Here is a 24,930-nt window from a genome sequence, read left to right on the forward strand (position 1 = left end):
GGTCAGGGGGTTACGGGGAGGGTTATGGCGGACGGGTGGTCGGGAGTGTGGAAGATCTCCTGGTCGGCGGTGAGCATTTCGGTGGCGGTGCCGATCGGGGCGCCGGTGCCGGGGTTGCGGGCGATGCGGGGATAGGCGCCGCTGGCCACCTGGACGCGGATGCGGTGGCCGCGGCGGAAGCGGTGGCCGGCGGGCCACAGTTCGATCGCGACGCGGCGGACGCCGTCCGGGCCGGGCTCCGGGGTGCCGGGGACGAGGCGGCGCATGCCCTCGCAGAGGTTCAGCGACTCGCCGTCCGGGGTGACGTCGCAGAGGCGGACGACGAAGTCGGTGTGCTCGCGGTCGGAGCGGATGTGCAGGTCCGCGGTGACCGGGCCGATGATCTCCACGTCGTCGTCGAGGACGTCGGAGGTGTAGGTCAGCACGTCGCGGCGCCGTTCCAGGCGCTTCTGATCGGTGGACGGGCGGGTCTCGCCGAGGAGGGTCGGTCCGCCGAGGAACGGGGTCGGATGGTTCGGGTCGTACCGGTAGGTGTCCGGGGCGGACTCGGGGGGCGCGGCGGGGGAGAGGGCGCCGTCCGGCTGGAGGTGCCAGCGCTCCTCCCGCATGCCGGGGACGGGCCAGTCGGGGAACTCGCGCCACTCGTCCGCGCCGGTGATGAAGAGCCGGACGGGGTTGTCGCGCAGCTCGGACGGGTCGTCCAGCAGGTGCGCGCGGAACCACTTGACGGCGTCGGCGACGGAGCCGCGCATCATGCGCTGGTCGGCGTGGAACCAGGGGCCGATGGTCAGGTAGGGGCGCTGCCCGGCGGCGCGGAGCGCGGCGTAGTCCTTCATCTGCCAGGGCAGGAAGATGTCGTACCAGCCGCCCGTCATGTTCACCGGGGCGGTGACCTGGGACACGGTGGGGCTGAAGTCGCGCTTGTCCCAGAACGGCGTGTCGGGCCCGTTGACCAGGAGGTCCTGGAAGAACCGCTGCTGCGCGCCGGTCGCGAGCCGGTCCAGCTCGGCGAGGGGGCGTCCCGACAGGGTGGCGCGGCGGGCGCGGCGCGGCGACATGATGCCGGTGGTGATGCCGGAGAGGTTGTTCTTCATCCGCGCGGTCAGGTCCACCCAGATGAGCGCGGATTCGAGGGCGAAGGTGCCGCCGACGTTCACGGCGTCCCGGAACGTGGAGGCCGTGACCTGCATCGACAGGGCCTTGAGCTCGGGTCCGGCCTCGGCGGCGACGGCCCACTGGACGTAGCCGAGGTAGCTCGGGCCGTGCATCGCGAACGTGCCGCCGAACCAGGGCTGCGACGTGAGCCACTCGATGGTGGCGAGGCCGTCCTCGCGCTCGTCCAGTGCCTCGAAGACGCCGCCGGAGCCGAAGCCGCCGCGGACGCTCTGCACCACGGCCTGGAACCCGTGCGACGCGAACGCCTGCCCGCACATGAGCCCGAACGGCCCGCGCCGCCCGTAGGGGGAGCGGACGAGCACCGTCGGCGCCCGCTCGGCGTCGGCGGGAGCGTACCGGTCGGCCAGCAGCGTCACGCCGTCGGCGGCGGGGACCTCCAGGTCCCGCTCGACCGTCACACGGTGGGGGCCGTTCCGCAGTCCGAGCGCCGTGACCCCGAGCCGGCGCATCATTCCCACGCCTACCACCCGATTGATCGTAACCGGCCGGTAGCCGGGCGCTGAGGCCACATGTCCGTGATGTGCCTCGCAGCGGGCCGGGGCTTCACTACGATCGAGGAGCCGTAAACACGCAAATCGGGCGGCGGTGCGCCGCCGGCGGAGGGAGAGATACGCGCGTCATGGGTGATCTTGGCGACCTGGGTGTTGATCTGGGCGACCTGAGCTGGGGTCGGGTCATCGCCGCGGCCGTCGTGATGGCGATCGCGATCGCGGTCGCGGTGGTGCTGCGGCTGGTGACCGGGCGGCTGTTCCGCCGGGCCGGCGACACCCGGTGGGCGTGGGACGACCTGGCCGCCCGCCTCGTCCGCGACCTGGCGATGCCGCTCGCCGTGCTGCTCGGCCTGTGGACGTCGGCGAAGGTGCTGGAGCTGCCGCGCGGCACCCTGGACGTGACGGCCAGGGTGCTGACGGCGATGACGATCCTGGTGGTCTCGCTGGCGCTGGCCCGGCTGATCGCGGCGCTGGTCACCTCGATCGCGCTGGCCCGGCAGGGCGTCGCCGCGAACGTGACGATCTTCGCCAACATCACCCGGGTGGTGGTGCTCGGCGTCGGCGTCCTGGTGATGCTGCAGAGCGTAGGAGTGTCGATCACGCCGCTGCTCGGCGCCCTGGGCGTCGGCGGTCTCGCCGTCGCGCTCGCCCTGCAGGACACCCTGGCGAACCTGTTCGCGGGCGTGCACGTCCTCGCGTCCAAGACGATCGAGCCCGGCGACTACATCAAGCTCTCCACCGGCCAGGAGGGGTACGTCGTCGACATCAACTGGCGCAACACCTCCATCCGGACGCTGTCGGACAACATCGAGGTCATCCCGAACCAGCGGTTCTCCGACACGATACTGACCAACTACCACCGCCCCGCGCAGGACATGTCGCTCCTCATCCAGGCCAGGGTCGCCTACGAGAGCGACCTGGAGCGCGTCGAGGACGTCGTGATCGAGGTCGGCCAGGAGGTCATGAGCGAGGTCGAGGGCGGGGTGGAGGACGCCGAGATCCTGGTGAGGTTCCACACGTTCGCCGAGTCGGGGATCGGGTTCACCGCGATCCTGCGGACCGGTGAGTTCGGCGACCAGTTCCGGATCAAGCACGAGTTCGTGAAGCGGCTGCACCGCCGCTTCGCGAAGGAGGGCATCCGGGTGCCCTATCCCCGCCGCGAGATCATCCTTCCCGGCGGCGGGGAGCCGTCCGACCTGATCAGCGGATGAACCGGACGTCCGGGTGGCGGGGAGACGGCCGGTCCAGGATGGGCCGGTGCCGCCCGCGCAGCGCCTGGTCGAAGAACGCGGTGACGTAGGCGCGCACCGACGCCGTCATCCATCCCGACTCGGGACAGGTCGAGCGTCCGCCCGAGGCCGGGCGGGAGGGCGCGGCCCTCCGCGTCGGGGTTGCGGCCGTCCCGCAGGCCGGCGAGCCGGTCGAGGACGAGCCGCGTGTCCTTGACCCGCGCGTCGAGCGCGGTCTTCAGCCGTTCGGGCCCCGGACCGGACAGCCGCTGGTTCTCGACGCGCCCGCCGGGGAACTCCACGGGCGCCGTCTCGTAGGTGTGGTCGACGGTCACGACCACGTACCCGCGGGTGACCAGCTCCTCGGCGAGCGTGGTGCCGAGGGCGCGCGGGACGCCGAAGCCGGGCGAGTAGAGGACGACGGGCCGCGCGCCGCCCCGGAGGTCGGCCGGGACGGATGCTGCGGCGTGGGTCCGGGCCGCCGCCCAGTCCACGGTCCCGGCCTTGAACACGCCGAGCGCGTCGGCCTCGGAGAGGACCTTCGCGACCCCGGGACGCAGGTAGGGCGCGGCCGGACCGGACCGCCGGGCCGCCGGGTAGAAGACGCTGACCATCAGCTCGCGTGCCCGGCCGGGCACCCAGGGGTCCGGACGTGCGTGGTCGACGAGGTGCAGCTCGGTCGTGCCGATGGCCCGGTGCGGGCCGGTCGGGGCGGGCAGCCCGAAGGCGGCCGGCGCGCCGGCGGCCGTCCTCGCCGCCTGGGCGGACGTGCCGCAGGCGGCCAGCGCCAGGGCGAGGGGAAGGACGAGCGGAATCCGGAGTACAGGTGATCGCATACCCGGATCCTCGCGCTCCGGCCGGGTGCCCGATCATGGCCGGACGGCCGCGGTGACCCCTGCCGTTCGTCAGGGGCGCGGGTCCTCCGTCAGGGGCGCAGCATCGGCATCAGGATCTCGTCGACGACCGAGACCAGGTGCTCGTCGGTGATCGTGCCGCCCTCGGTGAGGTTGTGGTAGACGACGACGGCCGGTCCGACGTTGGCGACCTGCCGGGTCGCCGCCGCCGGGCGGATCTCCCCCCGCGCGGCGGCGTCCTGCAGGGCCTGGAACAGCAGGTCGCGGACGGGTATGGACAACCGGTCGCGGACGACCTCGTGCACCAGCCCCTTGCCGTCGTCGCTCTCCTCCTTCAGCACCCTGAACGCGGCGCCGCGGCAGGCGATGAGCGTGTCGCGCAGAGTTCTGAGGATCTGCAGCATGTCCTCGCGCACCCTGCCGGTCGCGGGCGCGGTCGGGGGCTCCGGCAGGACGTGCTTGAGCGCGTCGGTGATCAGGTCGTCCTTGGACCGCCAGCGCCGGTAGAGCGCGGCCTTGCCGGTGCGGGCGGTCGCCGCGACGCCCTCCATGGTCAGCTTGCGGTAGCCCACGGTCTCCAGCTGGGCGAACACGGCGTCGAAGATCGCCGCTTCCAGGTCGCCGCCGCGGCGGCGGGTGGCCGGGGTCATGGCGCGGTCCCGAAAATAGTGAACGGTAGCGTTCTCTTTTGGGCGTATCGGTGGTACGTTCCCCACATAGTGTACTTCGCCGTTCCTTAAGTCTCGGGAAGGTCCGACTTGACCGCATCCAACGGGCGGACGGCCGCGCCCCGGGAGATCGCCGCTCCCGGGAAGACCGCCGCGTCGCCACACCATCATCGTCCAGGAATCGTGCTCGCCGTCATCGTCGGCTGCCAGCTGATGATCGGCCTCGACACCTCCGTCGTCACCATCGCGCTGCCGGAGGTCAGGCAGGGCCTCGGGCTGTCGACCGGAGGGCTCGCCTGGATCCAGAACTCCTACATGCTCGCATTCGGCGGGCTCCTGCTCCTCGGCGGGCGCGCCGGGGACGTGTTCGGGCGCCGCCGCACCTTCATCGCCGGAGTCGTGGTCTTCACCGCCGCGTCCCTGCTCGGCGGGCTCGCGACCGCGGGCTGGATGCTGCTCGCCGCCCGCACCGCCCAGGGCGTCGCCGCGGCCGTCGCGGCGCCGAGCGCGATGGCGCTCATCGCGACCGCCTTCGAGGGCCAGGCCCGGGTCCGGGCGCTGAGCGTGCTGTCCGCCGTGGCCGGCGCGGGCGCCGCCATCGGCATGATCGTCGGCGGGGTGCTGACCGAGGCCGGCTCGTGGCGGTGGGTGTTCTTCGTCAACGTCCCCGTCGGCCTCGCGCTGGCACTGCTCGCGCCGCGCGTCCTCGCCGAGACCGAGCGCCGGCCCGGCCGGGTCGACATCGGCGGGGCGCTCGCCTCCACGCTCGGCATGACCGCCCTCGTCTACGCGCTGATCCGCGTCGGGGAGGAGGGCTGGGGCGACTCCCGCGCGCTCGCGGCGTTCGGCGCCGCGGCCGTCCTGCTCGCCGGGTTCGCCGCCATCGAGACCCGCGCCGGGCAGCCGGTCATGCCGCTGTGGCTGCTCACCGGGCGCGACCGCGCCGCGTCGTACCTCGTCCAGCTGTGCCTGGTCGCCGCGATGTTCGGCTCGTACTTCTTCCTCACCCAGTACCTCCAGCAGATCCTCGGGTACGGGCCGCTGCGCGCCGGCGCGGCGTTCCTGCCGATGGTGGGCATGCAGTTCGCGGTCGTCCGGACGGCGCCGCGGCTGATGCGGCGCCTCGGCGCCCGGCCGCTCGTCATCGCCGGGACGATCCTGGTCGCCGCCGGGCTGCTGTGGCTGTCCGGGTTGTCGCCGGGGGACGGCTACGCCGGCGCGCTGCTCGTCCCGTTCATGCTCATGGGCGCGGGCGGCGGTCTGTCGATCATGCCGCTGAACGCGACGATCCTGGCCAGCGTGCGACAGGAGCACTCGGGTGCCGCGTCCGGCATCGCGCAGACCATGCTCTGGTCGGGCGGATCGCTCGGGTCGGCGGTCATGGTCACCGTCTACGGGTCCGCGGCGTCCGGGCGACCCGTGGACGGCATGGACGCGGCGTTCGCGACCGGCGCGGTCTTCGCCGCGGCGGCGCTGCTGGTGGCGGTGCTGGTCCTGCGCGTGCGCCGCTGAGTCACGCGGGCGGGGGAGCGGCCTCGCCGAACCACGCGAGGAAGTCGGTGTAACCGAACATGCGGGCGGTGTCGGCGGCGGACGGCGACCCCGCCCGCGGGTCGGCGCCCGCGTCGAGCAGGGCCCGCACCACGTCCGCCTCCTTCCTCAGCACCGCGCCCGTGAGGGGCCGCTGGCCGCGGTCGTTGGCCCGCTCCGGGTCGGCGCCGCGGGACGCGAGGGCCCGGACGGTGCCCGGATGGCCGTGGTGGGCGGCCACCATCAGCAGCGTGTCGCCCTTGTCGTCGGACAGGTTCACCGGCGCCCCGGCCTCGACGTAGGCGAGCAGCCGCTCGGTGTCGCCGGCCCTCGCCATCTCGAACAGCCCGGTGGCGAAGTCCTCGGCATCCAGGTCGGCGCCGTTCGCGGCCGGCGCCTTCCTGCGGGCGGTGAGCGCGCCGCCGAGGCTGTCCTCGCCGTAGGCCAGCCGCTTCTCCAGCGCGACCAGCGCCCCGTCCTCGGCGAACGAGGTGAACCGGACGTCGTCGGCGAGCGCCCGCATGATCTGCAGCCCGCGGCCGTCGTCCGCCATCGGATCGGGGCGCGGGACCCGCTCGGCGTCGAACCCGCCGCCGGAGTCGATCACCTTGATCATGCAGCGCCGGTCCTGGATGACGGCCCGCACGAGGTAGCCGGCGCCGTTCTCGGCGTGCTTGATCACGTTGGTGCACGCCTCGGTGAGCATGACCTCGATGTCGTCGCGGATGTGGTCCTCCACGCCCAGCGCGGCGAGCGCGGCGTCCAGGAGCCTCCGCGTCGCCGGGACGCTCGCGGCGTCCCGGGGAAGCTGGAGGTCCAGACTGATTTCCACCTAATCTCCGTCCGTCCCCCTGAATCGTGCCCTTTCGGACACGCTCAAACCTGGAGACGGTCGTTGCCAGGTCGCGGACGCGCCGTCGTCAGTGCCCGCCGCCCGGCCGGGGCGCGTAGTCGTCCACGTACTCCTGGCCCGACAGCCGCTGGATGGCCTCCATGATCTCGTCGGTGACCTCGCGGGCGGCCCTGCCGCGCGCGACCCCCGCGTCCCTTCCCTTGAAGTCCATCGGCTCGCCGATGCGCAGCCCGATCCGGCCGGGCCGGGGGACGGCCTGCCCGCGCGGCTGCACCTTGTCGGTGCCCTCGATCGCCACCGGGACGACGGGCGCCCCGGTCCGCATCGCCAGCCGCGCCACGCCCGTCCGGCCCCGGTAGAGCCGCCCGTCCGGGGACCGGGTGCCCTCGGGGTGGATCGCGAACACGTCGCCGCGCTCCAGCACCGCCGCCGAGGTGTCGAGCGCGTCCAGCGCGGCCCGCCCGCCGGAGCGGTCGACCGCGATGGCGCCCACGCTGCGGAAGAACGTCGCCGTGGCGCGGCCCTTCACGCCCGCCCCGGTGAAGTACTCGTGCTTGCCGAGGAAGTGCACCCGTCTCGGCACCATCAGCGGCAGGACGAACGAGTCGAGGAACCCCAGGTGGTTCGCCGCGAGGATCACCGGCCCGATCTGCGGGACGTGCCCCAGGCCGCTGACCCGGGGGAGGAAGGCGACGCGCATCGCGGGTCCCACGACGACGTACTTGAGCAGCGGATAGATGACGCGTTCGGGGTCCATGTCCGAGCAGGCTATGGCGCGCGCCCGCCCCGCCGCCGCTCGCGCCCGATACAAGTTCGGACCCCCGGACCTTGTAGGAACCCTCACTTGTCCGATATTAGTTGTGAGCAACTAAGTTGGAGGCAACTTAAAAGGAGGCAGCATGGACACCCACTACACCGCCGTGGCCACCGCGAACGGGCGCGACGGCAAGGCCGTCACCTCCGACGGACGTCTCGACCTGGCCCTCGCGATCCCCCGCGAGATGGGCGGCAGCGGCGAGGGCACCAACCCCGAGCAGCTGTTCGCCGCCGGCTACGCGGCATGCTTCGCCAGCGCGCTCGGCGCCGTCGCCCGCGCCACCCGCCAGGACGTCCGGGACGTCTCCGTCACCGCGGAGGTCGGCATCGGCGGCGACACCGAGAGCGGGTTCGGGCTCGCCGTCGTCCTGCGGATCGAGCTCCCCGACGACCTGGAGAACGGAAAGGACCTGGTGGAACGCGCCCACCAGGTCTGCCCGTACTCCAACGCCACCCGGGGCAACATCCCGGTGGAGCTGGTCATCGAGTAGGGGTCCGCGGCTCAGCCGGCGGCGGCCGTCTCCTCCTCGTGGATCAGCCTGCGGACCGCGGCCGGCGCCGGTCCGGTCCGCGCCGTCAGTTCCTCGATCCGCCGCCGGTACCGCCGCCGGTCGGAGTCCGGCAGGACGGACTTCAGCTCGCCCGCCGCCGCCAGCGCCACCGCCGCCGCGTCGTAGCTGTTCACATGGGCCACCGGGCGCCCTCGCAGCGCCGACGACGCCCCGCCCCACAGCTCCTTCACCACCCGCGGGTCCTTCACGGTGACCTCGTGGTACGGGAACAGCCCGAGCATCCGGCGCCTGCGCACTCGAATCCAGCGGTCCCGCACCAGCTCCTCCCGGACGGTCGCGACGATGCCCCGGGCGTCCTTGCACACCCAGTGCCGCCAGCGGCGGGGCCGCGACTCCGCGATCTGCGCCAGCACGCCGTACGGGTCGTCGCCCGGCGTCCCCGGGACCGGCCTGCCGCGCTCCTCGACGAGCCGCCCGTCCAGGAACAGCTCGGTCAGGGCGGCGGCGCGCAGCACGTAGCCGAGCCGCGTTCCGCCGCTGGTCATCTTCTGCTTCCGCAGGTCGTAGGCCAGCAGGAACATCCGCGCCGGCAGGGTCTCCGGAACGTCGGTCATGGTCGGTCCTCGCTCCCGCCGCCCGGCGGGTCGTCCTCGTCGTCGGTGACCTTGCGCGGGCGGCCCCGCCCGCGCATCCGCCCGGCGGTCCCGGGCATCCGGCCCGCGTCGGCCAGCGCCTTCCTCAGCAGGAACTCGATCTGCGCGTTGGTGCTGCGCAGTTCGTCCCCGGCCCACCGCGCCAGCGCGTCGTGGACGGCCGGGTCGAGCCTCAGCAGGATCTTCTTGCGTTCCGTCACTGGTCGCCGGGGGTCACTGGTAGAGCGTGCCGGTGTTCACCACCGGCTGGGCGTCCCGGTCGGCGCACAGCACGACCAGCAGGTTGCTCACCATGGTCGCTTTGCGCTCCTCGTCCAGCTCGACCACATTCTCCTCGTCCAGCCGGTCCAGCGCGAGCTGGACCATGCCGACCGCGCCCTCCACGATCCGCTGCCGCGCCGCGACGACCGCGCCCGCCTGCTGCCGGCGCAGCATCGCCTGCGCGATCTCCGGCGCGTACGCCAGCCGCGTGATCCGCGACTCGATGATCTCGACGCCCGCCGACGCCACCCGCTGCGCCAGCTCCTCCGACAGCTGCGCGGTGATCTCGTCGGCGTTGTCGCGCAGCGACGTCCGGTCGTGCGCGTCGTAGGGGAAGCTGCCCGCGATGTGCCGGACGGCCGCCTCGGTCTGGAACGCCACGAACTCCACGAAGTCGTCGACCTCGAACATGGCCCGCGCGGTGTCGGCGACCTGCCACACCACCACGGCGGAGATCTCGATCGGGTTCCCGTCAAGGTCGTTGACCTTCGCGAGCCCCGTCTCGTGGTTGCGGATCCGCGTGGAGACCCGACTCCGCTCGGTCAGCGGGTTCACCCACCGGAGCCCGTCGGTGCGGACCGTCCCGCTGTACCGCCCGAGCAGTTGCAGCACCCGCGCCTCGCCGGGCGCCACCGGCGTCAGCCCGACCGCGACCACCAGCCCGGCCAGTGCCAGCAGCGACCCCGCGGTGATCCCCGTCCCGATGGCGACGCCCCCGCCGGCCGCCACCCCGGCGAGCACCGCCACGGCGCCGAGCAGCATCAGCAGCAGCGCGACCCCGAGCATCCCCCATCCGCTGCGATCCGCCGCCGCCCGCTCTTCGATCTTCGGCTTCGGCATCTCCACCTGCGCCGCCGCGTCCACCATCTCGCCCTCCTTCGTGCAGTTATCACCAGAATAGCAAAGTGATATCACTTTTTTCCAACTCGAAGGAGGACATCCCGGTCTCGCCCAGGTCAGGGAACGGTGACGAGGTCGGGGTCTTCTTCGGTGTCGGGGATGACCTTGGGGACGCTGCGGAGGGTGACGAGGGCGAAGCCCGCGACGAGGGCGGCGAAGCCGGCGCTGCAGGTGAGGGCGGCGTGCATGCCGTCCACGAACGCCTCCCGCGCGGCCGTGGCGAGCTGGGCGGCGAGGACGCCCGGCAGGTCCGCCGTGGTCTGGAGGGCGGCGCCGAGGGAGTCGCGGGCGGCGGACGCGGCGGGCGCGGGAACGCCGGCGGGCAGGTCCAGGGCGCCCCGGTAGACGGCGTTCAGCACGCTGCCGAGGATCGCCATGCCGAGGGCGCCGCCGAGCTCGGTGGCGGTCTCGGAGATCGCCGACGCGGCGCCGGAGCGGTCCTTCGGCACGGTCGCGAGGACGGTGTCGGAGGTGACCGTCATCGCCATGCCCATCCCGAGGCCGGACAGCAGCATCATCGGGAGCATCGCCCAGTAGGACGTGTGCAGGCCGATCACCAGGTACAGGGAGAAGCCGCAGGCGGAGAGCAGCATGCCGAGCGCGACCACGCGGGCGCGGCCGAGCACGCCGATCAGCGGCGGCGCGAGCGCGGCGCCGCCGACCATGGCGCCCGCGGCGCCCGGCAGCCCGGCGAGGCCCGCCTTCAGCGGCGACCAGCCGAGGGCGAGCTGGAAGAACAGCGAGAAGATCAGCGACTGGGCGGCCAGGGCGAACATCGCGAACATGTTGGTGCCGACCGATCCGCTGAACGCGGTGAGGCGGAACAGCCGGACGTCGATCAGCGGCTCGGCCAGCCGGGTCTGCCGGACCAGGAACGCGGCCAGCGCCAGCACGCCGATCACCGCCGACACGTAGATCCGGGCCTCGTCCGGGCCGTGCGCCGCCGCCTCCTTGATCGCGTAGACGAGACCGAGGACGCCGGCCACCGACAGCGGCACGCTGAGCAGGTCGAGCCGTCCGGGCACGGGGTTGCGCGACTCCGGCAGCACGGCCGCGCCGGCGAGGAACGCCACGGCCATGATCGGGACGTTGATCATGAAGACGGAGCCCCACCAGAAGTGGTCCAGCAGCGCGCCGCCGGCGACCGGCCCGAGCCCGACCGCGAGCCCGGCGACGCCGGCGAACGCGCCGATCGCCATCGTCCGCTCCTTCGGCTCGGTGAACGCCCGCCGGATCAGCGACAGGCAGGACGGCATCAGCGTGGCCCCGGCGACGCCGAGCACCGCGCGGGCCGCGATCAGCAGCCCGGCGCTCGGCGCGTAGGCGGTCAGCGCGGACGCGGTGGCGAACACCGCCGTCCCGATCAGCAGCAGCCGCTTGTGGCCGATCCGGTCGCCGATGCCGCCCATGGTGATCAGCAGGCCGGCGAGGGCGAAGCCGTAGGCGTCGGCGATCCACAGGATCTGCGTGGACGAGGGGTGCAGGTCCGCGCTCAGATGCGGGACGGCCTGGTTCAGCGCGGTCAGGTCGATGTTCGGCACGATCGCGACGAGCAGGCAGATCGCGAAGGTGCCCCATTTGCGGGCCGAGGTTTCCATGCCCGCCACGGTCGGGGGCGGCGCTGACCGTCCGCGCACCGTCCGCTGACCGGACCCGGCGGCGCCGGTCAGCGGTGGGCGAGCAGCGCCAGGGCCTGGTCGCGGGTGAGCGCGGCCCCCTCGGCGTGGGCCGTGTCGTAGGCGCGGCCGCCGAGCAGTGCGCGCGCCGCGGCCGAGACCCGCTCGACGTCGGGATCGCCGGCGAGCGCGACGCCCCGCAGCACCCGCGCCGCGCCGAGCAGCCGGGCGGCGCGCCCGCCGTCCCCGTCCGCGACGGCGACGTCGGCGAGCCCGACGGCGGCGGCGCCGCGGTAGGCGAAGACCGGATGGTCCAGGGCCATGTCCAGCGCCTCGGTGAACAGCTCCCGCGCCCGCCCGGTGTCGCCGTCCCCGGCCGCGAGCCACCCGAGCCCGACCAGCGCCGCGCCCCGCACGGCGCCGGCGATGAACCGCTCGGACGAGTAGCCTGTCAGCGCCGCCTCGTACAGCCGGCGGGCCCGCGCGGTGTCGCCGCCGAGGCGCGCGGTCTCGCCGAGCCCGTGGCAGCCCGCGGCGATCTTGTCGGGGGTGCCCGCCCGGCGGGCCAGCTCGATGCCCCGCTCGTACTCGGCGCGCGCCGCGTCCAGGTCGCCGGCGAGCATGCGGACGAGGCCGCGCTGGTAGAGCAGGTCGGCGGTGTCCTCCAGGGCGCCGAGCCGTCCGGCCAGCTCCAGTGCCTCGTCCAGGAGCGCGAGCGCCCGGTCCAGGTCGCCTCGCCAGGCGGCGACCTGCGCGAGCGGGTCGAGCGAGTTCGCCATGCCCCACCGGTCGCCGCAGGCCCGGAAGCCGCGCAGCGCCTCGCCGCACGCCCGCTCCACCCCGGCGCCGTCGCCGGCGAACTGGGCGAGGAACCCGTCGCTCATCCGGAGCAGGGCCTGCGACCACGGGTCGTCCCCGACCTGCCTGGCGAAGACGTCGATGTCGGTGCGGTCGGGCCCGGCGGTCAGCGCCCACAGGACGATCACCACCGGATACCGCACCTGGCGGTCGATGCGGCGCAGCAGCGCCGCGGCCCGGTCGAGCCACTCCACCGCGCGCTCGCCCGTGACGCCGCCCGCGACGGCGTTCGTCACGCACAGGACGTACTCCTCGTCGAGCCCGTCCGGCGGGGCGTCGCCGATGGCCTCCAGCAGGTCGGCCGCCAGCGGCGCGCCCTCGACGCGGCCCCGCAGCCACCAGTACCAGGACAGCGAGGCGATCAGCCGGAGCGCGAGCGCCGGGTCGCGCCGGACGGACCGCCGCAGCGCCGCGTGCAGGTTCCCGTGGTCGGCGGCGAGCGACTCCAGCCGTTCGAGCTGTTGGGGGCCGCGCAGATGGGGGTCCGCGCGTGCGGCGACACCGGCGAAGTACTCCGCGTGCGCCCGCTCGAAGCGCCCCGTCTCGCCGGCCTCGGCGAGGCGCTCGGCGCAGAACGCGCGGACGGTGTCGAGCATCCGGTACCGGGAGCCGTCGCTCTGCAGCAGGGACTTGTCGGCCAGCTCGACGAGCAGCTCGTCGGCGTCGTCCAGGTCGCAGACGCCCGCGGCCGCGTCCAGCGTGAGGCCGCCGGAGAACACCGTGAGCCGCCGCGCGAGGGTCCGTTCCGCCTCGTCCAGGAGGTCCCAGCTCCACTCGACGACCCCCCGGAGCGTCTGGTGGCGCGGCACCGCGGCGCGGTTCCCGCGCGACAGGAGCCGGAACCGGTCGTCCAGCCGGGTCGCGACCTCGGTGACCGGCAGCGACCGCAGCCGCGCCGCCGCCAGCTCGATCGCCAGCGGGAGCCCGTCCAGCGCCCGGCAGATCCGCACCACGGCGGCGGCGTTGTCCTCGTCCACCGCGAAGCCGGGACGCACCGCCTCCGCCCGGTCGAGGAACAGCCGCACCGCCGGATACGCCGGCAGCTCCGCGGCCGGTGCGCCCACCGGGGGCGGTTCCAGCGGCGGCAGGGGCCAGACCGCCTCGCCGGTGATGGCGAGAGCCTCCCGGCTGGTGGCCAGCACCCGAAGGAGCGGGCAGGCGCTCAGCAGCCGGTGGACGAGGCCGGCGACGGCCTCCACGACGTGCTCGCAGTTGTCCAGGATGAGCAGCGTCCGCCGCCCGTCCAGCGCCGTGACCAGCCGTTCCACCACGCCGGGCGGCCGTTCGCCGGGCGCCGGGCGCATCCCGCCCTCGCGCAGCCCGAGCGCGCCGAGCAGCGCCTTCGGCACCTCGGACGCGACGACCGGCGCCAGGTCGACGAAGCGGACCTCGCCGTCCTCCCGTCCCGCCGCCTCGACCGCCAGCCGCGTCTTCCCCGCGCCGCCGGGCCCGAGCAGCGTGACGAGCCGCCCGCTCGCCAGCATCTTGCCGACGCGCCGCAGTTCCTCCTCGCGCCCGACGAAGCTGGTCAGCTGAGCCGGCAGGTTCGGCCGGACGGCCGGTGCCCCGTCCGGCGGCCCGTCCGGCGGCTCGTCCGGCGGCTCGCCGCGCAGGATCGCCAGGTGGACGTCCGCCAGCTGCCTCGACGGGTCGGCGCCCAGTTCGTCGGCGAGGACGCGCCGGCCCTCCTCGAACACCGCGAGCGCCTCGGCCTGCCGCCCGCCGCCGTGCAGCGCCCGCATCAGCAGGGCCCGCGCGCGCTCCCGCAGCGGCTGCGCGTCCACCAGGTCCCGCAGGGCCGCGACCACCGCCCCGGGCTCGCCCGTCCGCAGCTTCGCCTCGGCGTACTGCTCGACGGCCGAGGCCCGCGCCTCCTCCAGCCGAGCGGCCTGGGACCCGGCGAAGGGCGCGCTCACGTCCGCCAGCGCCGGGCCGCGCCACAGGCCGAGCGCCTCGTCGAGCAGGGCCGCCGCCGTCGCGTGCCGACCGTCCGCCAGGGCCTGGCCCGCGTCCTGGACGAGCCACTGGAAGCGGTGGACGTCGACGTCCTCCCGCGCGGCGGCGATGCGGTATCCCGCGGGCAGCCCCTCGACGCGGCCCGCGTCCCCGAGCCCTCGCCGCAGCCGGGACACCTGCGACTGGAGCGCGTTGGCCGCCCCGCTCGGCGGCTCCTCCCCGTACAGCCCGTCGATGAGCCGTTCCACCGGCACGACGCGCCCGGCGTCCAGGAGCAGCATGGCCAGCAGCGCCCGCACCGTGGGCCCGCCCACCGGGACGGCCGCCCCGTCGTTCACGACCTCGACGGGTCCCAGGATGCCGAAGCGCATGCCCCGATTGTCGCGCACTACGGTGGTCCTCCCGGCTTCTGGAGGACCACCGTGACCGAGATCCAGATCGTGACCGACTTCCTCTCCGCCCTCGAAGACCTCGACGTCGACCGGGCCCTCACCCACGCCGCTCCCGGAATGATCTACCAGAACGTCCCGCTTCCGCCCGCCCGCGGCCGCGCCGCCGTCGGAAAGACCCTGCGCGCCATGACCCGCTACGGCACCGGCTTCGAGGCCCGCGTCCACAACATCGCCGCGTCAGGCCCGGTCGTCCTCACCGAGCGGACCGACGTCCTGGAGCGGGGCGCCTGGCGCGCCGAGTTCTGGGTCTGCGGCACCTTCGAGGTCCACGACGGCAAGATCACGCTGTGGCGCGACTACTTCGACTGGACGACCTTCCTGGCCGCGTCCGCGAAGGGCGTCGCCGGCGCCGTCGCCTCGGCCCTCAGCCCCCGCCCCCGCACGACGACCCACTGACCGGGCGCCGCCCGCCCGCGTGCCGGGCGGCCGGCGGGTTCACTCCTGCGGACTGGTGCGGCGGAGGGTGAAGGCCGCGGCGGTCACCGCGGCCACGGGCAGGGAGAGGAACGCCAGCACGATCACGGTCGACCCCGCGGTCTCGTTCCACAGGAACGCCTGGTCGGGCATGAAGCGGTAGAGGAGGGCGGTGAGCACCGGGCCCGCCATGCCCGCGGCCACGGACGTCCGCCACTCGCGGGTGCGGCGGGCGGTGAGGCCGCTGAGGGCGCCCGCCAGGACGAGCACCGCCGCCGCCACCGGGAGCATGGTCGGCAGGTGGTAGCCGAGGTCGTACGGCTCGGTCCGCAGCGCGACCAGGAACTCCAGCCCCAGCGGCTGCACCATCCCCGCGTACACCACGGTGCGGGGCACGAGTGCCGTGCAGGCGAGGGCCGCCACCCACTGCAACGCGGTGTAGGCGGCGAAACCCGTGCCGACGGCGGGGATCATGGCGACGGCCAGCGCGCCCGCGGCCCCGAGCAGGATGCCCGTCACCATCGCGGACGTGACGTCGTCCCGGAGCGCATCGCCGCTGGAGGCGGCCAGGAGCGGCCAGACCGCGAGCGTCCCCGCGGCGGCGGGAAGGACCGACACCTTCCGTGCCCGAGCGTCCACCCCGGGCCGCGCGACGGCGACGGCCACCGCCAGCGGCACCGCCACGGCGCAGTACCAGGCGATCAGCGTGACCTGCACGCCCTGGACGCGGTCGGCCCCGGCGGCGAAGTCGCCGCCGAGCGTCGTGATGCCGGTCAGCTCGGCGACCGCGACCTGGGCGAGGCCGAGCGCGGCGGCGGCACCGGCGGCGACGACGGCGGTCCGTACCTCGATCATGCGGGCTCCGGGGGCGTCCGGCCCGGCCGGCGGGCGGTGGGCGGCGGAGGGATCGTGTGGTGGGGTGGAGGTGTGACCACGGTAGACGTCCTGGAGCGGGGACGGCGATCGTTCGCCGCGGGCCGGTGGGCGGAGGCGTGCGCGCACCTGGCCGACGCGGACCGGGAGGCGCCGCTCGAACCGGCCGATCTCGAACGCTTCGCCACGGCCGCCTACCTGACCGGCCGGGAGACCGACAGCGCCGCGCTCTGGGAACGCGCGCACCGCCTGCTCGCCGGGCGGGGTGACGCCGCGCGGGCGGCCCGGTGCGCGTTCTGGCTGGCGTTCCAGCTGCTGAACGGGGGAGACGCCGCGCTCGGCGGCGGCTGGCTCTCGCGCGCCGGGCGGCTGCTGGACGGCGCCGATCGCGACTGCGCCGAGCACGGCTACCTGCTGGTCGCCGCCGGGCAGCAGCGGGTCGTCGGCGGTGACACCGAGGAAGGCCGGGCGCTCGCCGCGCGGGCGGCCGCGATCGGCGAGCGGTTCGCCGATCCCGACCTCGTCGTCCTCGCGCGGCAGGTCGAGGGGCGGGCCCTCATCCGGCTCGGCGGGACCGCCGCCGGGGTGGCGCTGCTCGACGAGGTGATGGTCGCCGTCACGGCGGGGGAGGTGTCGCCGATCGTCGCCGGGAACGTCTACTGCAGCCTGATCGAGGCGTGCGGGGAGACGCTGGACGTGCGCCGCGCCACCGAGTGGACGCGGGCGCTCACCCGCTGGTGCGAGGCCCAGCCCGGCCTGGAGCCGTTCCGCGGCCAGTGCCTGGTGCACCGGGCCGAGATCATGCAGCTGCACGGCGCGTGGCCGGACGCGGCCGAGGAGCTGCGGCGCGCCCGCACGGTCTTCGAGGGCCGTCCGGGCGACCCGGCGGCGGGGGCGGCCCACTACCGGCACGCCGAGCTGCTCCGGCTCCGCGGCCGGTTCGGCGAGGCCGAGGAGCTGTACCGGACGGCGAGCCGCCTGGGCCGCGAACCGCAGCCGGGGCTCGCGCTGCTCCGGCTCGCGCAGGGCCGGACCGGCGCGGCGTCCGCGGCCATCCGCCGCGTCGCCGGCGAGGACTCCGACCCCGGCTCGCGGGCCGGGACCCTGGCCGCCTGCGTGGAGATCATGCTCGCCGCCGGCGACGTCCCGGCCGCCCGCGCCGCCGCCGACGAGCTGTCGGGCCTCGCCGCCGATCTCGGCGCGCCGCTCCTGCGCGCGGCGGCCGGCCAGGCGCGGGCCGCCGTCCTGCTCGCGGAGGGCGACGCCGGGGCCGCGCTCGCCGAGGCGCGCCGGGCGTGGGCGGGCTGGCGGGAGCTGGACGTCCCGTACGAGTCGGCGCGGGTCCGGGTCCTGATCGGGCTGGCGTGCCGGCGGCTCGGCGACGAGGACGGCGCCGCGATGGAGCTGGACGCGGCGCGGTGGGTCTTCCAGGAGCTCGGCGCCGCACCGGACACCGCCGCGGTCGACGCGCTGTCGGGCGCCCCCGCCGCGGGCGTGCTGACGGCCCGCGAGACCGAGGTGCTGGCGCTCGTGGCGACCGGCCGGACGAACCGGGCGATCGCCGCCGAGCTGATCCTCAGCGAGAAGACCGTGGCCCGGCACGTCAGCAACATCCTCGGCAAGCTCGGCCTGCCCTCCCGTGCCGCCGCCACGGCCTACGCCTACGAGCACGACCTACACAGATCTGCCCATCCCGATCCCGGTTGAGTTGCCGAATCCTCCCGACGCGGCGGACGGCCGCCGGTGCCTAACGTCCTGCGTGAAGGCACGTCCACGGGGAGGCACCATGGAGAAGATCGGCACACTGGTCATCGGGGCCGGGCAGGCGGGCCTGGCCACCAGCCACTACCTGACCCGCGCCGGCGTCCGCCATCTCGTGGTCGACCGGCGCGACCGGCTCGGCGGCGGCTGGAACGACCGCTGGGACGGCCTCCACCTCGTCGCCCCGAACTTCACCCTCCTGCTGCCCGGCATGCCTTACGACGGCCCCGACCCGGACGGCTTCATGTCCCGCGGCGACGTCGTCGACCACCTGGCCAGGTACGCGTCCGTGATCGACGCGCCGGTCCGGCTGGGCGTGGAGATCACCCGCCTGTCCGCGCCGGACGGCGGCTTCGTCGCGCACACGCCCGCGGGCCCGATCTCCGCGCGCAACGTCGTCCTGGCGACCGGCCCGTACCAGCGCCCGAAGGTCCCGGACGCCTCCCGCCGGCTCCCGGCGCACGTCCGGCAGCTCCACACCGCCGGCTACCGGAACCCCGACCTCCTGCCGGACGGAGCCGTGCTCGTCGTCGGCACCGGGCAGTCCGGGACGCAGATCGCGGAGGAGCTCCACGACGCCGGGCGGGAGGTCCACCTGTCGGTCTCCGGCTGCTTCGCCGTCCCGCGCCGCTACCGGGGCCGTGACTCGATCTGGTGGTTGTTGCAGGCGTTCCTGCACGGCGCCGAGGTCGGTGTGCCGTTCCCGACGGTGGCCGATCTGCCGTCCCCGGCGGCCCGCTTCGGCTGCGACCCGCACGTGTCGGGCAAGGACGGCGGGCACGACATCAGCCTTCGCGACTTCGCCCGACGCGGCATGCGCCTGTACGGGCGCCTGGAGTCGGCGGACGGTGCCGCCGTCCGCTTCACCGATGACCTCGACAAGCGCCTGGCGTTCGCCGAGACGCACTTCGACGAGGAGTTCCGTCCCCTCTTCGACGCCTACATCGCCGCCGCCGGCATCGACGCGCCGCCCGACGACCGCCCGCCCGCCGGCACCTTCGCGCCGGACACCGCCACCGGCCTCGACCTCGACGCCGCCGGCATCCGCACGGTCGTCTGGGCCACCGGGTTCGCCCTCGACTTCTCCTGGGTGGACGTCCCCGTCTTCGACGAGTGGGGCTATCCGCGCCACGTCAGAGGCGTCACCGAGCACCCCGGCCTGTACGCCGTCGGGCTGCGCTGGCTGCACTCCGAACCGTCGTCGGTCTTCGCCGGCGTGGGCGCGGACGCCGCCCACATCGTCGGCCACATCGCCGCCCGCACCTGACCCCGCGTCAGAGAGGCCTCGTCATGAACACGCTGTGCCGATCGGGCCGGTAACCCGCGAAAGGCTCGCAGTACCCGAACCCGAACTTCTCGTAGAGCCGCCGCGCCGGAAGGAAGAACTCCGCCGATCCGGTCTCCAGGCTCACCCGCGTGAACCCCATGCGCCGCGCCTCGCCGAGGATGTGCTCCAGCAGCAGCGACCCGATCCCGCTCCGCTTCCGCACCGACGTGGTGCGCATCGACTTCAGCTCGGCGTGCTCCACGTCCAGCCTCTTGAGCGCGCCGCAGCCGACCACGGCGCCGCCGTCCAGCACCGACCAGAACGTCACCTCGGGCTTCCGCAGCCCGTCGAGGTCGAGCGCGTGCTTGCTCTCCAGAGGCGTGATCGCCCGCATCTCCTCCACATGCTCCTGGAGAAACGCCGCGATCTCCGGCCCGCTCAGGTCATCGACAACGATCTCCACAACCCCTCCTTCACCCCGCCGGGACGGTACCGGACGCGGGCGCCGAAGCCGGACTCCTTTTCACGCGCCGGGGACGTACGTCAGGCCCGTGATCTCGTCGTCCGGGCCCAGATGATCCAGGTGGGGTCCGTACGAGGGAGTATCCGCGGGCTCTGCCGGGCCCGGTTCGGGTGTGATGCCGAGCGATTCGAGCAGCGGCCAGAGCGAGGACGTGGCGGCTTCGGGATCCCGGTGGAAGGCGCTGGCGCGGACGCGCCAGAACCGCCACCCGAGCCGTTCCAGGACGGTCTGGCGGCGCAGGTCGTCCTCCCACTGGTCGGGCCCGTGGAATTTGTCGCCGTCGCATTCGATCGCGAGCTTGTGGCCGCCGCCCCGCACGACGAGGTCGATCCGCAGGTTGCCCACCGGATGCTGAGGCGTGACCAGATAGCCGCGGGCCAGGAGCATCCGCAGTAGACGCCGCTCGAAGTCGGAGTCGCAGCGGGCCTCCAGGTCGCGGGCGAGGTCGGCGGACCGCTGCCCGTCGGCGGCGTAGCGGATCAGCGCCGCCCGCTGGTCCTCCGGGTGCAGCCGGTGCGGCAGGACGCTGTGGAACACCCACATCTGGTCGCGGGCCCGGCTGGCGGCGACGTTGATCCGCTGCTCGAAGCGCCGGGACGTGAACGGCGCGCCCTCCCCGTCCGACACCACGCTGATGAAGATCACATCGCGCTCGTCGCCCTGGAAGCCGTAGGAGTCGCCGCAGCGCAGCAGCCGCCGCTCGTACTCCTCCGGGCCGAGCTTGCTCAGCAGGCGCTCGTCGATCAGCTGCGCCTGGCGGCTCGTCCCGAGCAGGGAGATGACGCCCATCGTCCGGCCGTCGTAGGCGGGGTCGGAGCAGCACTGGACGACCTGGTCGACGACCGCGTCCGCCTCCGCCTCGTTCACGTTGCCGATCGGCAGGTCCCGCCGCACACCGTCCGGGACGTAAACGGCGCGGACGGCGGGACCGGGCAGCCGGTCCGCCGACTCCTCCCGCAGCGGCTGGATCTCACCGCCGTAGTAGCGCTGGGACGAGAACTCGATGATGCGGGGCAGGCACCGGAAGTGCTCCCGCAGCCGCACCACGCCCGGGAACAGCCGCGCGGACGCGTCGTACAGGCTCGACTCCATGTCCAGGAGCAGCGAGTTCGGGAACGTCGGCAGGTGGGTGCGGATCAGCTCGTCCACGCGGTCGCGGCGGACGCCCACGGCGGACGGGCTGATCTGCTTGTCGTCGCCCACCACGACGACCTTGTGCCCGAGGCCGAGGAGCCCGAGGGCGAACACGTCGCACTGGCTGCTCTCGTCGATGATGACGACGTCGAACGGGTCGGCGACGGCGGGATCGAAGGACTCGGCGACCCGGTAGTACGGCATGATCCACACCGGGACGGCGCCCATCGCCTCCGGCATGAGCCGCTGCGCCTCGGCCCGCCATTTATTGGCGTTGACGCCGGTGCCCTTGCCGATCTTCCGGAGGGTCTGCAGCCAGCCCACCAGGGCCTGCCGCTGGGTGTGCCCGAGGCCCCGCTTCATGGCGAGCCACGCGGACCGGCGCGTCAGCTCCAGCGTGAGGCGGCGCTGCTCCTCCTGGGCCTCGTCGAGCCGCCGCTGCACCTGCCCGAGGTTGTCGGCGTCGATGATCGCGCGGAGCCACGTCTCCGCCTGCCGCCACCGCCACAGCCCCTCAAGCCGCGCCGGGTCGCCGCAGGCGTCCGCGTCCCCGCCGGTCTCCAGGATCCGCCGCGCCCACCGCGGCGTGGTCGCGGCGAGCCTTCCGCGCAGGTCGTCGAGCCGTGCCACCTGCGGCCGGAGGGCGGCCAGCCGGGACGCGTCCGCGAGCGCGGAGTCCCAGGCCGCGGCGTCGCCCCGCTCCAGCGCGGTCGCGAGGTCGGCCCACAGCGGGGCCGCGCCGTCCCGCCGCCGGGCCTCGGCCAGGTGGCCGGCCAGGGCGTCGAGGTCCGCGCGCACCTGCCGTTCCCGGGTCCGCGCCCGCAGCCCGCCGAGGACGGCGGCGAGCCGGTCCAGATCGTCCGGGTCGGGCCGCGCCGGGACGGCCTCGGCGGCCAGCACCCGGGCCAGCCGCGCCCGCAGCCCCGGCCAGTGGGCCGTCTCCCAGGCCAGCGCGGTGTGGATCTTCTGCACCTCGGCGTCGATCCAGATCTCCACCGCACCGCTCTCACCCGGCGGGACGGGGGCGCCGAGCGCCGCGACCAGCTCGTCCCGCCACAGGCGGACGGCCGTCTCCCGCCGTCGGCCCAGCTCCACATAGGCGCTGATCTTGTCGATGTCGGCGGCGGTCCGCGGCGCCTCGCCGTCCAGGCTGGTGCCCCTGAGGAACTGGGCGAGCCCGCGCTGCACCAGCGGGGACACCCCCTTGCCCTGGGCGAAGCGCGCCCGCGCCTGCTCCAGGAAGGCGAGGGTCTCGCGCCGGGTGGCGTCCGCCGGAAGCTCGACCGCCGACCCCGCGATGATCGAGCGGAGCCGCCCGCACTCCGCGGTGTCCTCGGTGAGCCGCCGCGCGTGCCCGTCCCACAGCGCGTGCCACCGCGGGTTCTGGGCGACCTGCTCGCGCAGCCGCGCCAGCCACGGCTCCTGGAGCCCTTCGAGCGCGCGCGCCGCCTGCCCGGTGTGCTCGGCGATCGCGGCGAGTTCCTCCTGCGGGACGCCGTCGACGCGCGTGAGGTCGGCGACGTACTCCCGGAGACCCGCCAGGACCTCACCGAGCCTGCGCAACTCGTCCCAGCGGGCGGTGAGCTCGGCGCCGGCGGGAAGCCGCCCGGCGACCGGCAGATCCATGGTCGCCGCGGCCGCGTCGCGCCGTTCGATGGCGCCGGCGAGCGCGTAGAACTCGGCCAGTTCGGACGCGTCCAGCGGGCAGGCGGACGCGGTGGTCAGCGGGTCGGGGACGCGGGCCAGCGCCTCCTCGTTCTCGGCGAGCCACTCCGCGACCTCCGCCGCCGTGCGCCGGAACCCGCCGACCTCCAGGCTCTGCTGCTCGCGCTCCAGCGAGTCGCGGAGCCGCTTGCGCAGCAACGCCACGTCCCCCTGCACACGGTCGAGCCGCTCGCGGAGCGCGGCCGTCGCCCTCTCCTCGCGTTCCTCGTCGACACCGTCGGCCGCGGCCGTGATCGCCTGGACGGACCGCTGCAGCTCCGTGAGGTCCGCGGACGACGCCCCCAGCACCGCCAGTGACAGGTCCCGCAGCTCGGCCGGGATCTTCTCGCGCAGGACGGCGAGCGCCTGGTCCTTGTGCGCGGTGACCAGGACCCGCTTGCCGTGCGCGACCAGATGGGACACGAGGTTGGCGATCGTGTGGCTCTTGCCGGTGCCGGGCGGGCCCTGCACGGTGACACCGCTGTGCCGGGCCAGCTTGCGCGCGATCTGCTCCTGCTCGTCGTTGGCCGCGAGGGGGAGCAGCAGCTGCTCGGCGACCGGCGCCCAGTCGGCGTCGCCGGCCGCCAGGACGTCCCGCGCCGCGTCCTCCCCGGCGGCGAGCGCCACCATCGGAGCGGGCAGCCGCTCCCCGTCCGCGACGGCGGCCTTGAGCCGCTCGAAGAAGCGCAGGAACATGACGCGGCGCCTGCGGACGAACAGCCGCCACGTCGCGGCCATGACCGGTGATGGACCTGCCTCCGGGAGATCCGGGCCGTCTTCGAGCCGGTCGTCGAGACCGAGCGGCGCGAGGATCCGCCGGTACAGGGCCCGCGTCCCATCCGGCCCCCAGGGATCGACCACCGTATCGCGCACCTCCTCGACGACCGCGTTCAACTGGTCGATTCCGGGGACGCCGAGTCCCTGCAGGCAGTCCAGCTCCAGCACCGGTATCCCGTCCGGGACGATCGAGATCTCACCGGACCGCTCGTCGAACACGATCCGCGCCCGCGTGATCAGCAGCGGATGGCAGACGCGATGCCCGCCGTGCTTCCACCCGAGGACGCCGTGGCCCCACACCAGCTCGTGCGTGGCCTCATCGGTGCGCATCCGCTGCCGGAGCCGGAACAGCGTCTCGTACAGGCGCCGCGCGGCCACCGCCTCCCGCGCGGCCTCGGCCCAGGGCGCCCACACCTGCTCGCGCCACCGCTCGAACGCCGCCCTTGCCGTCGCGGGACCGTTCTCGGCCAGGTCGTCGGGGATCTCCGGGGCCACGTACGGATCGTCCCGAACCACATCGTGGAGCGGCCCGCGAAGCTCGGCGGGCAGACCGGGCGGCAGCGGCCTCGCCACCTTGCCGACGCGCAGCCACGCCTCCCCGGCCGCCGCCCCGGCCCGCACGGCCGGATGGGACGGCAGGTCGCCCGGCGACACCGCCACGTCGTGGTCCCCGACATGCCGGACGGGCTTGGCGTAGACCTCCTGGGCGAGCGCGCTCAGGTAGTCGTACAGATGCCCGATCCGCTCCCGCGTCAGCGTGTCCCCGGCCATCCACACCCCCGGATCCCTTTCACCCCGTTTGCCGCCAGAGTGCCAGAAGGCCCACTCCTCAGAGAGTTGCACTCGAAGCAGCCCTCAAATGGGACGCGCGACACCGCCTCCCGGTTGCGAAGATGACGCCATGGGCAGACGTCGTGAGGAGTTCTGGACGACCGTCGCCATCCTGGCCAACGTGGCGAGGGGGACGGGGCTGATGGCGCAGATCAAGATGGTCGACTTGGCGTGCAGGGTCCCGGCGGAGCCGCCGCCACTGGCGGGCCTACACGACTACCTCGCCAATTTCCGTAATGCGGCCCTGGGGTGGGAACCGCGGGCGGTGGCCGATGTCTGGCGGGAATCTCCGCGGGTCCATGCCTGGCTGCGTGATCGTGCCGTCCGCGACCTGCACGGGAACATCCGGCTGATGGCGGTCAGGGAGTTGGCGCACGGCTGGCCGGATGACCCCCGGAATCTCGCCCTCGTGCGCGCGCGTGCCACCGGGGACCGGGACCTCTCGGTGAGGAGGGCGGCCGTGCGGGCGGTGGCCGACGGCTGGCCGGACGCCCCCGGGACCCTCGACTTCCTGCGCGCCCGTGCGGTCGACGACGCCGAGGAAAAGCGAGGCCGCACCTCCGCACACTCGGTCGTGCGGAGACTCTGGCGTCCGGAGATCTGTCCCGGTGCCGAGCCACAGGCGGGCGAGCCGTCCCGGCTGCATCGGCCTGCTGTCGCATGCCCCGGGTGAACCTCACGGCTGGCCGGGCGGCAGGGCTGATGCGTTCTCAGGTGCTGAGATGAGCCGGTAGACCGGCAGGCCATCGGCAGGCGGCACCCGGGGTTGTGAACGACGAACGCGGTCCCCGATGATCTTGGGTGTCTAAGCCAGTCGATCA

Annotated in this window: 20 protein-coding genes; 7 read left to right on the forward strand and 13 right to left on the reverse strand. The window is 74.2% G+C overall.

Features of this window, described 5'->3' with window-relative positions; all coding sequences use genetic code 11:
- Positions 1-2 precede the first annotated feature (2 nt).
- Positions 3-1,628 carry a CocE/NonD family hydrolase gene (locus tag ABGB11_RS15710; RefSeq protein ID WP_347633304.1) on the reverse strand — a complete coding sequence of 542 codons (1,626 nt, stop codon included), beginning with the start codon at positions 1,626-1,628 and terminating at the stop codon, positions 3-5.
- Positions 1,629-1,795: 167 nt separating this feature from the next.
- Here ABGB11_RS15710 and ABGB11_RS15715 point away from each other — a divergent pair, with 167 nt between their 5' ends.
- Positions 1,796-2,878, forward strand: coding sequence for a mechanosensitive ion channel family protein (locus ABGB11_RS15715; protein WP_347633252.1), 1,083 nt, complete (start codon positions 1,796-1,798; stop codon positions 2,876-2,878).
- Here the strand turns inward: ABGB11_RS15715 and ABGB11_RS15720 are convergent.
- Both ABGB11_RS15720 and ABGB11_RS15725 read right to left on the reverse strand, forming a co-directional pair.
- On the reverse strand, positions 2,815-3,732 hold the full coding sequence (locus ABGB11_RS15720) for a hypothetical protein (protein WP_347633254.1): 918 nt from the start codon (positions 3,730-3,732) through the stop codon (positions 2,815-2,817). The genes ABGB11_RS15715 and ABGB11_RS15720 overlap by 64 nt on opposite strands.
- An 89-nt stretch (positions 3,733-3,821) precedes the next feature.
- Entirely contained in the window at positions 3,822-4,400 is a 579-nt protein-coding gene (locus ABGB11_RS15725) for a TetR/AcrR family transcriptional regulator (RefSeq protein ID WP_347633256.1), read from the reverse strand.
- Between the two features lie 108 nt (positions 4,401-4,508).
- Between ABGB11_RS15725 and ABGB11_RS15730 the strand changes: the two genes are divergently transcribed.
- Positions 4,509-5,930 carry an MFS transporter gene (locus ABGB11_RS15730; RefSeq protein WP_347633258.1) on the forward strand — a complete coding sequence of 474 codons (1,422 nt, stop codon included), beginning with the start codon at positions 4,509-4,511 and terminating at the stop codon, positions 5,928-5,930.
- Position 5,931: 1 nt separating this feature from the next.
- Here the strand turns inward: ABGB11_RS15730 and ABGB11_RS15735 are convergent, their stop codons facing one another.
- Entirely contained in the window at positions 5,932-6,780 is an 849-nt protein-coding gene (locus ABGB11_RS15735; protein WP_347633260.1) for an ATP-binding protein, read from the reverse strand.
- A gap of 88 nt (positions 6,781-6,868) precedes the next feature.
- A complete protein-coding gene (locus ABGB11_RS15740; RefSeq protein ID WP_347633262.1) occupies positions 6,869-7,558 on the reverse strand; it encodes a lysophospholipid acyltransferase family protein in 690 nt (229 codons plus the stop codon).
- A gap of 142 nt (positions 7,559-7,700) precedes the next feature.
- Here ABGB11_RS15740 and ABGB11_RS15745 point away from each other — a divergent pair, with 142 nt between their 5' ends.
- Complete coding sequence (locus tag ABGB11_RS15745; protein WP_347633264.1) at positions 7,701-8,108, forward strand: organic hydroperoxide resistance protein; 408 nt, start codon at positions 7,701-7,703, stop codon at positions 8,106-8,108.
- 11 nt (positions 8,109-8,119) lie between these two features.
- Here the strand turns inward: ABGB11_RS15745 and ABGB11_RS15750 are convergent, their stop codons facing one another.
- From ABGB11_RS15750 to ABGB11_RS15770, 5 genes are all read right to left on the reverse strand, one after another.
- Entirely contained in the window at positions 8,120-8,743 is a 624-nt protein-coding gene (locus ABGB11_RS15750) for a GPP34 family phosphoprotein (RefSeq protein WP_347633266.1), read from the reverse strand.
- A complete protein-coding gene (locus ABGB11_RS15755; RefSeq protein WP_347633268.1) occupies positions 8,740-8,982 on the reverse strand; it encodes a hypothetical protein in 243 nt (80 codons plus the stop codon). The genes ABGB11_RS15750 and ABGB11_RS15755 overlap by 4 nt, the downstream gene beginning before the upstream one ends.
- Before the next feature lie 13 nt (positions 8,983-8,995).
- A complete protein-coding gene (locus ABGB11_RS15760; protein ID WP_347633270.1) occupies positions 8,996-9,910 on the reverse strand; it encodes an SPFH domain-containing protein in 915 nt (304 codons plus the stop codon).
- A gap of 89 nt (positions 9,911-9,999) precedes the next feature.
- Positions 10,000-11,541 carry an MFS transporter gene (locus tag ABGB11_RS15765; protein WP_347633272.1) on the reverse strand — a complete coding sequence of 514 codons (1,542 nt, stop codon included), beginning with the start codon at positions 11,539-11,541 and terminating at the stop codon, positions 10,000-10,002.
- A gap of 68 nt (positions 11,542-11,609) precedes the next feature.
- Positions 11,610-14,744 (reverse strand): BTAD domain-containing putative transcriptional regulator, encoded by a 3,135-nt coding sequence (locus ABGB11_RS15770; protein ID WP_347633274.1) that lies wholly within the window; start codon positions 14,742-14,744, stop codon positions 11,610-11,612.
- A gap of 51 nt (positions 14,745-14,795) precedes the next feature.
- On the opposite strand from ABGB11_RS15770, the gene ABGB11_RS15775 reads away from it, so the two are divergent.
- Positions 14,796-15,221: a limonene-1,2-epoxide hydrolase family protein gene (locus ABGB11_RS15775; RefSeq protein WP_347633276.1), complete on the forward strand. Its 426-nt coding sequence runs from the start codon at positions 14,796-14,798 to the stop codon at positions 15,219-15,221.
- Positions 15,222-15,260: 39 nt separating this feature from the next.
- Here the strand turns inward: ABGB11_RS15775 and ABGB11_RS15780 are convergent, their stop codons facing one another.
- Entirely contained in the window at positions 15,261-16,094 is an 834-nt protein-coding gene (locus ABGB11_RS15780) for a hypothetical protein (protein WP_347633278.1), read from the reverse strand.
- Between the two features lie 72 nt (positions 16,095-16,166).
- Between ABGB11_RS15780 and ABGB11_RS15785 the strand changes: the two genes are divergently transcribed.
- Positions 16,167-17,819, forward strand: coding sequence for a LuxR C-terminal-related transcriptional regulator (locus ABGB11_RS15785; protein WP_347633280.1), 1,653 nt, complete (start codon positions 16,167-16,169; stop codon positions 17,817-17,819).
- Between the two features lie 79 nt (positions 17,820-17,898).
- Complete coding sequence (locus ABGB11_RS15790) at positions 17,899-19,140, forward strand: NAD(P)/FAD-dependent oxidoreductase (protein WP_347633282.1); 1,242 nt, start codon at positions 17,899-17,901, stop codon at positions 19,138-19,140.
- A gap of 7 nt (positions 19,141-19,147) precedes the next feature.
- Here the strand turns inward: ABGB11_RS15790 and ABGB11_RS15795 are convergent, their stop codons facing one another.
- Together ABGB11_RS15795 and ABGB11_RS15800 are read right to left on the reverse strand one after the other, a co-directional pair.
- Entirely contained in the window at positions 19,148-19,603 is a 456-nt protein-coding gene (locus ABGB11_RS15795; RefSeq protein ID WP_347633284.1) for a GNAT family N-acetyltransferase, read from the reverse strand.
- 60 nt (positions 19,604-19,663) lie between these two features.
- Complete coding sequence (locus ABGB11_RS15800) at positions 19,664-24,049, reverse strand: AAA domain-containing protein (RefSeq protein WP_347633286.1); 4,386 nt, start codon at positions 24,047-24,049, stop codon at positions 19,664-19,666.
- 130 nt (positions 24,050-24,179) lie between these two features.
- On the opposite strand from ABGB11_RS15800, the gene ABGB11_RS15805 reads away from it, so the two are divergent.
- A complete protein-coding gene (locus tag ABGB11_RS15805) occupies positions 24,180-24,782 on the forward strand; it encodes a HEAT repeat domain-containing protein (protein ID WP_347633288.1) in 603 nt (200 codons plus the stop codon).
- Positions 24,783-24,930: the final 148 nt, after the last annotated feature.

Origin of the sequence: Actinomadura sp. B10D3 (genome assembly GCF_039871695.1) — a bacterium.
In the GTDB taxonomy this organism is placed as follows: Bacteria; Actinomycetota; Actinomycetes; order Streptosporangiales; family Streptosporangiaceae; genus Spirillospora; species Spirillospora madurae.

What these genes read in the sequence shown, in the direction of transcription:
- ABGB11_RS15745 (WP_347633264.1), top strand. Translation starts at nt 7,701, where the DNA reads ATGGACACCCACTACACCGCCGTGGCCACCGCGAACGGGCGCGACGGC.
- ABGB11_RS15750 (WP_347633266.1), bottom strand. Translation starts at nt 8,743, where the DNA reads ATGACCGACGTTCCGGAGACCCTGCCGGCGCGGATGTTCCTGCTGGCC.
- ABGB11_RS15710 (WP_347633304.1), bottom strand. Translation starts at nt 1,628, where the DNA reads ATGATGCGCCGGCTCGGGGTCACGGCGCTCGGACTGCGGAACGGCCCC.
- ABGB11_RS15715 (WP_347633252.1), top strand. Translation starts at nt 1,796, where the DNA reads ATGGGTGATCTTGGCGACCTGGGTGTTGATCTGGGCGACCTGAGCTGG.
- ABGB11_RS15720 (WP_347633254.1), bottom strand. Translation starts at nt 3,732, where the DNA reads ATGCGATCACCTGTACTCCGGATTCCGCTCGTCCTTCCCCTCGCCCTG.
- ABGB11_RS15770 (WP_347633274.1), bottom strand. Translation starts at nt 14,744, where the DNA reads ATGCGCTTCGGCATCCTGGGACCCGTCGAGGTCGTGAACGACGGGGCG.
- ABGB11_RS15740 (WP_347633262.1), bottom strand. Translation starts at nt 7,558, where the DNA reads ATGGACCCCGAACGCGTCATCTATCCGCTGCTCAAGTACGTCGTCGTG.
- ABGB11_RS15725 (WP_347633256.1), bottom strand. Translation starts at nt 4,400, where the DNA reads ATGACCCCGGCCACCCGCCGCCGCGGCGGCGACCTGGAAGCGGCGATC.
- ABGB11_RS15760 (WP_347633270.1), bottom strand. Translation starts at nt 9,910, where the DNA reads ATGGTGGACGCGGCGGCGCAGGTGGAGATGCCGAAGCCGAAGATCGAA.
- ABGB11_RS15780 (WP_347633278.1), bottom strand. Translation starts at nt 16,094, where the DNA reads ATGATCGAGGTACGGACCGCCGTCGTCGCCGCCGGTGCCGCCGCCGCG.
- ABGB11_RS15765 (WP_347633272.1), bottom strand. Translation starts at nt 11,541, where the DNA reads ATGGAAACCTCGGCCCGCAAATGGGGCACCTTCGCGATCTGCCTGCTC.
- ABGB11_RS15800 (WP_347633286.1), bottom strand. Translation starts at nt 24,049, where the DNA reads ATGGCCGGGGACACGCTGACGCGGGAGCGGATCGGGCATCTGTACGAC.
- ABGB11_RS15805 (WP_347633288.1), top strand. Translation starts at nt 24,180, where the DNA reads ATGGGCAGACGTCGTGAGGAGTTCTGGACGACCGTCGCCATCCTGGCC.
- ABGB11_RS15790 (WP_347633282.1), top strand. Translation starts at nt 17,899, where the DNA reads ATGGAGAAGATCGGCACACTGGTCATCGGGGCCGGGCAGGCGGGCCTG.